Consider the following 7,718-nt stretch of genomic DNA (forward strand, 5'->3'; position numbering starts at 1 on the left):
AGGTGATCCGGCTGCACCGCGAGCTCGGCAAGACGATGGTGTTCATMACCCACGACCTCGCCGAGGCGCTCAAGCTCGGCGACCGGATCCTCATCATGCGCGACGGGGCGATCGTGCAGATCGGCACGCCCGACGAGGTGGTGGCCCGACCGGCCGACGACTACGTGAAGGACTTCGTCTCCGAGGTCCCCAAGTCGCACGTGCTGACCCTGAAGTGGGTGATGCGCGAGCCCCGGCCGGGCGAGTCGCTGGCGGGCCCGTCGCTCCCCGTCACCACGATCGTGCGGCAGGCGGCGCGGGCCGCCATCGCCTCCGAGCACCCCATCCGGGTGATGGACGGAGACACGCTGCTCGGCGTCTGCGACGAGGAGGACATCATGCGCGTGGTCGTGGCCGAGGAGGAGGGGTGACAACCACCGCGGCGCCGCCGGCCCGGACACCGGTCGAGCCCGGGGCCGAGCCGCCCGTCCCCGAGCGACGCAGGGTGAGTCGCTGGATCCCGGCCGCCGGGATCATCGCCGTCTGGATCGTGGTCTGGTACTTCACCGACGGCACCGACACCCTCGCGCTGCCCGGCGTCGCGCGCACCGACCTGCACGACAACCTCACCGAGATCAACAACCAGCTGCTCGCCAGCCGCGACACCAACCCGGTCATGCAGTTCACCAACGCGATCTCCGACCAGCTGCGCAGTGCCTTCGACTGGGTGCAGCGGATGATCGTCGTGCCGAACCCGCCGCGCCCGGTGCCGGAGATCGGCTGGCTCGGCGTGGTCGCGATCGCGACGTACATCGGTCTCGTGATCGCCAGCTGGCGGATCGCGATCCTGGTGTGCCTGTCGTTCCTCTCCTTCGGCGTCCTCGGCTTCTGGCAGGACTCGCTCGACCTGCTCATCGTCACCGGCATCTCGGTGGCGATCGTGGTCGTGATCGGGATGCCGTTGGCGGTCCTGGTGGGCACCAGCCCCCGGGCCAACAAGATCATCACCGTMTTCCTCGACCTGATGCAGACCATGCCGACCTTCGTCTACCTGCTCCCGGTGGTGCTCTTCTTCGGCATCGGGGTCAGCGCGGCAGTCGTGAGCACGATGATCTACGCCCTCCCGCCCCTGGTCAGGATCGCCGGGTTCGGGATCCGGGAGGTCCCGACGACCACCATCGAGGCCACCGACTCCGCCGGCCAGACCTACTGGCAGCGGCTCCTCAAGGTGCAGCTCCCGATGGCCCGCAAGACCATCATCGTCGGCCTCAACCAGACCACGCTCGCCGCGCTCTCGATGGCCACCCTGGCGGCCTTCGTGGACGGCCCGGGACTCGGCAAGCCCGTCCTGGCCGGGCTGCGCATCAACGACGTCGGTGCCGCCTTCGTGCCCGGCGTGCTGATCGTGGTGATGGCCGTGATGCTGGACCGCACCACCACGGCGGCGAGCGAGCGCGCGGAGCGGGTGGCGCGGGGTGGCGGCGGCAACGTCCGGACCCGCCGCATCCTCCTCGGGGTCGGCGGGGTGGGGACCCTGGTCGCGATCTACCTGTCCCGGACCTACCTCGGCCTTGCCGAGTTCCCGGTCTACACCGTCGGCGACACGATCGCCACGGGCGTCAACGACGTCATGGACTGGGTGACCTCCACCTTCGGCGGGATCACCGGCGCCTTCAAGGACGTCGTCACCACCTGGCTCCTCAACCCGATGCAGTCGCTGCTGGCCGAGTCGCCCTGGTACGTCTCCTTCGTCGGGATCGCCGCCCTGGCGCTGGTCTTCGGCGGCGTGCGCGCCCTGGGCTCCACCCTCGTCTGCCTCGTCGGGATCTACTTCTTCGACCTGTGGCACGACGCGATGATCACCCTCACCATGACGTTGGTCGCCACGGTGCTGGTGATGGTCCTGGCCCTGGTGTTCGGGGTCTGGATGGCGCGCGACCACCGGTTCGACCTCGGGATCCGCCCGCTGCTGGACGCCGGCCAGACGATCCCGCCGTTCGTCTACCTGATCCCCGTGCTCGCGCTCTTCGGCCCGTCCCGCTTCACCGCCATCGTGGCCGGCATCGTGTACGCCGCCCCGGCGGCCATCAAGCTGGTGGYGGACGGCGTCAAGGGCGTCTCGCCGACGACGATCGAGGCGGGCCGCTCGACCGGCCAGACGACCTGGCAGGAGATCACCAAGGTCCAGCTGCCGATGGCCAAGGGATCGCTGGTGCTCGCCACCAACCAGGGCCTCCTCTACGTGCTGTCGATGACCGTCATCGGCGGGCTCGTGGGCGCCGGCGCGCTCGGGTTCGACGTCGTCTACGGCTTCTCCCGCAGCGAGGCCTGGGGCAAGGGGGCCGCCGCCGGGATCACCATCGTCCTGCTCGGCGTGATGCTCGACCGGATCACCCGGGCCGCCGCCGAGGTGCGCCGCGACGACGGGCCCGGCCCGCGTCGCGCCTTCCACACCCGGTTGCCGATCGGGCCGCCCCGGTAGGTCCGTCCAGAGTGTGTTCACCAGGAGATGAGGAGCAGCATCATGAGGATTGCCAGAAGCCGGGGGCCCCGGCTGGGGGCTCTGGCCGCCGTCGCCACCTTGGCGCTCTCCGCCTGCGGCGGGGGGTCCGTCAACGAGGCGACCGAGGCCAACGAGTCGCAGGCCGCCGAGGCCGGCGGCGAGTGCGGGGACCTCCAGATGGCCGTCAACCCGTGGGTCGGCTACGAGGCCAGCGCCTACGTCGTCGGCACGGTGGCCGAGCAGGAGCTCGGGTGCAACGTCCAGTACAAGGAGCTCAAGGAGGACGTCTCCTGGCAGGGCTTCGGCACCGGCGAGGTCGATGTCGTGATCGAGGACTGGGGGCACCCGGACCTGGAGAAGAAGTTCTTCGAGGGCGAGGGCGACGGCACCGCGACGGACTTCGGTCCGCAGGGCAACGTCGGCATCATCGGCTGGTACGTCCCGCCGTGGCTCGCGCAGGAGCACCCCGACATCCTGGACTGGGAGAACCTCGACAAGTACGCCGCCGACTTCGCGACGTCGGAGTCCGACGGCAAGGGCCAGTTCCTCGGCGCCGACCCGTCGTACGTCCAGTTCGACGAGGCCATCGTGAGCAACCTCGACCTCGACTTCAAGGTCGTCTTCTCCGGCTCGGAGGCCGCCAGCATCGAGGCGTTCCGCAAGGCGGAGGAGAACAAGGAGTTCCTGATCGGCTACTTCTACGAGCCGCAGTACTTCATGGCCGAGGTGCCTCTGGAGAAGGTCGCCCTGCCGCCCTACGAGGACGGCTGCCAGGCGGACCCCCAGGACGTCGCGTGCGACTACCCGGAGACCGAGCTGAAGAAGGTCGTCTCGACCGACTGGGCGGAGTCCGACTCCACCGCGGTCGACCTGGTCAAGAGCTTCACCTGGACCAACGACGACCAGAACGTCGTCGCCGGCTACATCGCCGCCGACGGCATGTCCCCGGAGGAGGCCGCGGCCAAGTGGGTCGACGAGAACCCGGACAAGGTGGACGCCTGGCTGTCGTAGGCCACCGCTTGACGTGACCCGGGTCACACGGCACAGTAGTTGCGCCCTCCGCCTCTTGTTGCGGAGGGCGCAACCTCTCCGCCTCGACAAGGAGCAGGACATGGCCCAGACCACCTCCGAGACCGCTGCGGCACCCGGCGACGGGCAGCACCCCCGGTCGACCGGGCACCCGCCGCTCGACAAGGTCACCTTCGGGGTCGCGGSCGCCCTCGTGGCGGCCTTCCTGGTCTGGGGAGCGGTGGACTCCGAGGGCATGGGCACGACCACCGGCGAGCTGCTCGCGTGGCTGGAGACCACGTTCGGCTGGCTGTTCATCCTGGTCAGTGCGTCGTTCCTGCTCTTCTCGGCCTACCTGGCGGTGACCCGCTACGGCAACATCAGGCTCGGTCCCGATGACTCCGAGCCGGAGTTCTCGACCTTCTCCTGGGTCTCGATGATGTTCGCGACCGGCATGGGCATCGGCCTGATGTTCTGGGGCGTCGCCGAACCACTGACCTACCTCACCGCGACCGACGCCTCGAGCATTCCGCCGGGCCGGGGCGACCCGTCGACCCCCGACAGTGCCCGGGTCGCGATGGAGTACGCCTTCTTCCACTGGGGCTTCCACCCGTGGGCCATGTACGCCGTGATCGGCCTCGCGATCGGCTACTTCGCCTACCGCAAGGGCACCGGCAACCTGGTCTCGGCCGCGTTCGGCCCCCTCCTGGGTCGCCGCGCGACCGAGGGCCCCGGCAAGGCGATCGACGTCATCGCCATCTTCGCGACGCTCTTCGGCTCCGCCACCTCGCTGGGCCTGGGCGCCCTCCAGATCACCGGCGGCCTCGACGACGTGTTCGCCACCGGTGAGTCCAAGTGGCTGACCGTCGTGGTGATCGCGGTCCTGACCACCTGCTTCGTGCTCTCCGCCGTGACCGGCATCGAGAAGGGCGTGCAGTTCCTCTCCAACGCCAACGCCATCGCGGCCCTGCTGCTGGTCTTCTTCCTCTTCGTCGTGGGCCCTACGGTCTTCATCCTCAGCACCTTCACCGAGTCGCTGGGCGGCTACCTGACGCACCTGCCGACGATGGCGTTCCGCACCGGGGCCTTCGGCGGCAGCGAGTTCCTCAACACCTGGACGATCTTCTACTGGGCGTGGTGGATCTCCTGGACGCCCTTCGTCGGGATGTTCATCGCCCGCATCTCCAAGGGGCGCACGATTCGGCAGTTCGTCATCTACGTCATCCTGGTGCCGAGCGTGGTGTCGTTCGTGTGGTTCTCGATCCTGGCCGGCTCGGCGTTCGACCTGCAGCTCTCCGGCGCCAAGGACCTCGGTGCCGTGCTCGCGAACGAGGGCACCGAGAGCGCCCTGTTCGCCACGCTGCGGGAGTACCCGCTGTCGACCGTCACGGTGGTGCTGGCGGTGTTCCTCGTCGCGATCTTCTTCATCACCGGCGCCGACTCGGCCTCGATCGTCATGGGGATGCTGAGCCAGCACGGGGAGGAGCACCCGATGCGCTGGCTGGTGATCTTCTGGGGCGTCGCGCAGGGCGCGGTGGCCGCGGTGCTGCTGTTCTCCGGCGGGCTCGGGGCGCTGCAGACCCTGGTGATCATCGTGGCGGGGCCCTTCATGCTGGTCATCTGCGCCATGTGCGTGTCCCTGATGAAGGCGCTGCGCGAGGAGCCGTACGAGTCGACGCTCCCCTCGCGGGTGCGCAAGGCCGTGCTGCACGCCCAGAAGTACGACTCGGTGGAGAACCACTCGGTCGCCCTGGCCGCGCTCGGCGCGGACCCCGAGGTGGTCACCAGCACTCCCGAGGAGGAGTCGAAGGCCTGAGGCCGCGACCCGTCCCGCGGGCCGCCGTCCGCCGCCGTCCCCGAGCACCCTTGACAGTGCTCCGGGGCGGCGGCGTACATTTCAGGGGACGCACATAGCGCAACACGTTGCGCACTACGCAACAGGAGTGGCCATGGCAGAGGTTCCGGCAGCCGCCGACGTCGTCGTCATCGGAGCGGGGATCGTGGGCAACAGCCTGGTCCACCACCTGACGCGACTGGGCTGGCRCAACGTGGTCCAGATCGACAAGGGGGCGCTGCCCAACCCCGGCGGCTCCACCGGCCACGCGTCCAACTTCATCTTCACCGTGGACCACTCGCGCGAGATCACCGACCTCACCCTCGACTCGGTGCGCCAGTACCAGGAGATGGGCGTCTTCACCCGGTCGGGCGGCTTCGAGCTCGCCCGCACGCCCGAGCGGATGGAGGAGCTGCGGCGCCGGATGTCGAGTGCCCGGGCGTGGGGGATCGAGGCCGAGCTGGTGGACCCGGACTTCGTCAAGGAGAAGGTGCCCTTCATCGAGACCGACCAGTTCATCGGCGCGTTCTGGACGCCCGGCGTCGGGGTCGTCGACTCCCTGCGGGCCGGCACGATCATGCGCGAGCAGGCGCTCGCGACCGGTGGGCTGACCGTCGTGCCCACGGTCGAGGTGACCGGCCTCGACACCGAGGAGGCCGACCACGGCCGGCGGCGCATCACCCGGGTGCGGACGAGCGGCGGCGACATCGAGGCCGGGACCGTCGTCATCGCCGCCGGGGTGTGGAGCCCCCAGCTGGGCGACATGGCGGGCATCAGCATCCCGCTGACCCCGGCCGTCCACCAGATGATCAGCGTCGGGCCCTGCCCGCAGCTGGCCGAGCGGGAGGGAGAGATCTCCTTCCCGATCGTCCGGGACATGGACACGTTCTGCTACGAGCGCCAGCACGGCGCCGACATGGAGGTCGGGTCCTACGCCCACCGCGCGATCCTGCACGAGCCCGAGGACATCCCCTCGATCGAGCAGGCCAAACTGTCGCCGACCGAGATGCCCTTCACCTCCGACGACTTCGACCCCCAGCTCGAGCAGGCCTACGAGCTGATGCCCGAGCTGCTCGGAGCCGAGGGGGCGGAGATGCGCTACGCCATCAACGGCCTGCTGTCGCTGACGTGCGACGGCAACCCGATCCTGGGCGAGAGCGAGGTCGCGGGGCTGTGGACCGCGTCGGCGGTGTGGATCAAGGAGGGCCCGGGCGTCGGTCGCGCGGTCGCCGAGTGGATGACGCACGGCCACTCCGAGATCGACGTGCACCACAGCGACATCGCCCGCTTCCACACCCACCAGAAGCGTCGCGAGCACACCCGGCTGCGCACCACCGAGTCGTTCATCAAGACCTACGGCATCATCCACCCGGGCGAGCAGTACACCTCCGACCGCGACCAGCGGCTCTCGCCCATGCACGCCTCGCAGCAGAAGCTCGGCGCGGTGTTCTTCGAGACCGCCGGCTGGGAGCGGCCCTTCTGGTACGAGTCCAACGCGCACCTGCTCGAGGCGTACGGCGATGCCGTCATGCCGCGCGAGCACGAGTGGGACGCGCGCTGGTGGAGCCCGATCATCAACGCCGAGCACCTGCGGATGCGTGAGGCGGCGGCGGTCATCGACCTGTCGGCGTTCTGCATCTTCGACGTGACCGGTCCGGGGGCGCTGGCCACGGTGCAGGGCACCTGCGTGTCGCAGTGCGACGTGGCCGTCGGCAAGGTCGTCTACACGCCGGTGCTCGACGCCAAGGGCGGCTTCCGCTCCGACCTGACGGTGATGCGCCTCGGCGAGGACCACTTCCGGGTCGTCACCGGGGGCGCGCACGGCATGGCCGACCGCGCCTGGTTCGCCGCGCACCTCCCCGCCGCGCAGGACGGCGTCGGTGCGACGACCCTGTCGGACCTCACCGACGACGTGTCCACGATCGGCATCTGGGGTCCCCGGGCCCGCGACATCCTGGCGTCCCTGACCGACGACGACGTCTCCGACGCCGGTTTCGGCTTCCTGACCTGCCGCGAGATCCAGGTCCAGGGCATCACCGTCCTCGCCTCCCGGATCTCCTACGTCGGAGAGCTCGGCTGGGAGCTGTACGTCCCCATGGCGTCGGCCGCGGACCTGTGGGACACGCTCCTCGAGGCAGGGGCGCCGCACGGCGCGGTCCCTGCAGGCATCGGCGTCTACGGCACCACCGGACGCATCGAGAAGGGCTACCGCGCCTACGGCGCCGAGCTCGACAGCGAGCGCACGATCCTCGAGGCGGGCATGCAGCGGCCCCGGGTCAAGCAGGCAGACTTCGTGGGCAAGGAGGCCTACCTCGCCCAGCGGGCAGCGCTCGAGTCGGGGGCGGCGCCGGCGAGCGTCCTGTGCATGCTCACCGTCGACGACCACACCTCGGC

Annotated in this window: 4 protein-coding genes and 1 pseudogene; all 5 read left to right on the forward strand. The window is 69.7% G+C overall.

The annotated features are described in order from the left end of the window. Positions 1–410, forward strand: a pseudogene (locus tag ACXJKL_RS09440) (glycine/betaine ABC transporter ATP-binding protein); the annotation flags it as partial. Further along, complete coding sequence (locus tag ACXJKL_RS09445; RefSeq protein ID WP_457206807.1) at positions 407–2,461, forward strand: ABC transporter permease; 2,055 nt, start codon at positions 407–409, stop codon at positions 2,459–2,461. The pseudogene ACXJKL_RS09440 and the gene ACXJKL_RS09445, both read left to right, overlap by 4 nt. Positions 2,462–2,503: 42 nt before the next feature. Then, a complete protein-coding gene (locus ACXJKL_RS09450) occupies positions 2,504–3,493 on the forward strand; it encodes an ABC transporter substrate-binding protein (RefSeq protein WP_457206808.1) in 990 nt (329 codons plus the stop codon). Between the two features lie 100 nt (positions 3,494–3,593). Then, entirely contained in the window at positions 3,594–5,306 is a 1,713-nt protein-coding gene (locus tag ACXJKL_RS09455) for a BCCT family transporter (protein WP_457206809.1), read from the forward strand. A gap of 133 nt (positions 5,307–5,439) precedes the next feature. Further along, positions 5,440–7,718: GcvT family protein (locus ACXJKL_RS09460; protein WP_457206810.1), on the forward strand; the 2,279-nt coding region annotated here is incomplete at its 3' end.

The sequence above is a fragment of the Nocardioides sp. P5_C9_2 genome, from assembly GCF_054049555.1.

Bases quoted from the DNA above. Each gene is read 5' to 3' on its own strand.
- ACXJKL_RS09450 (WP_457206808.1), top strand. From the start codon at position 2,504: ATGAGGATTGCCAGAAGCCGGGGGCCCCGGCTGGGGGCTCTGGCCGCC.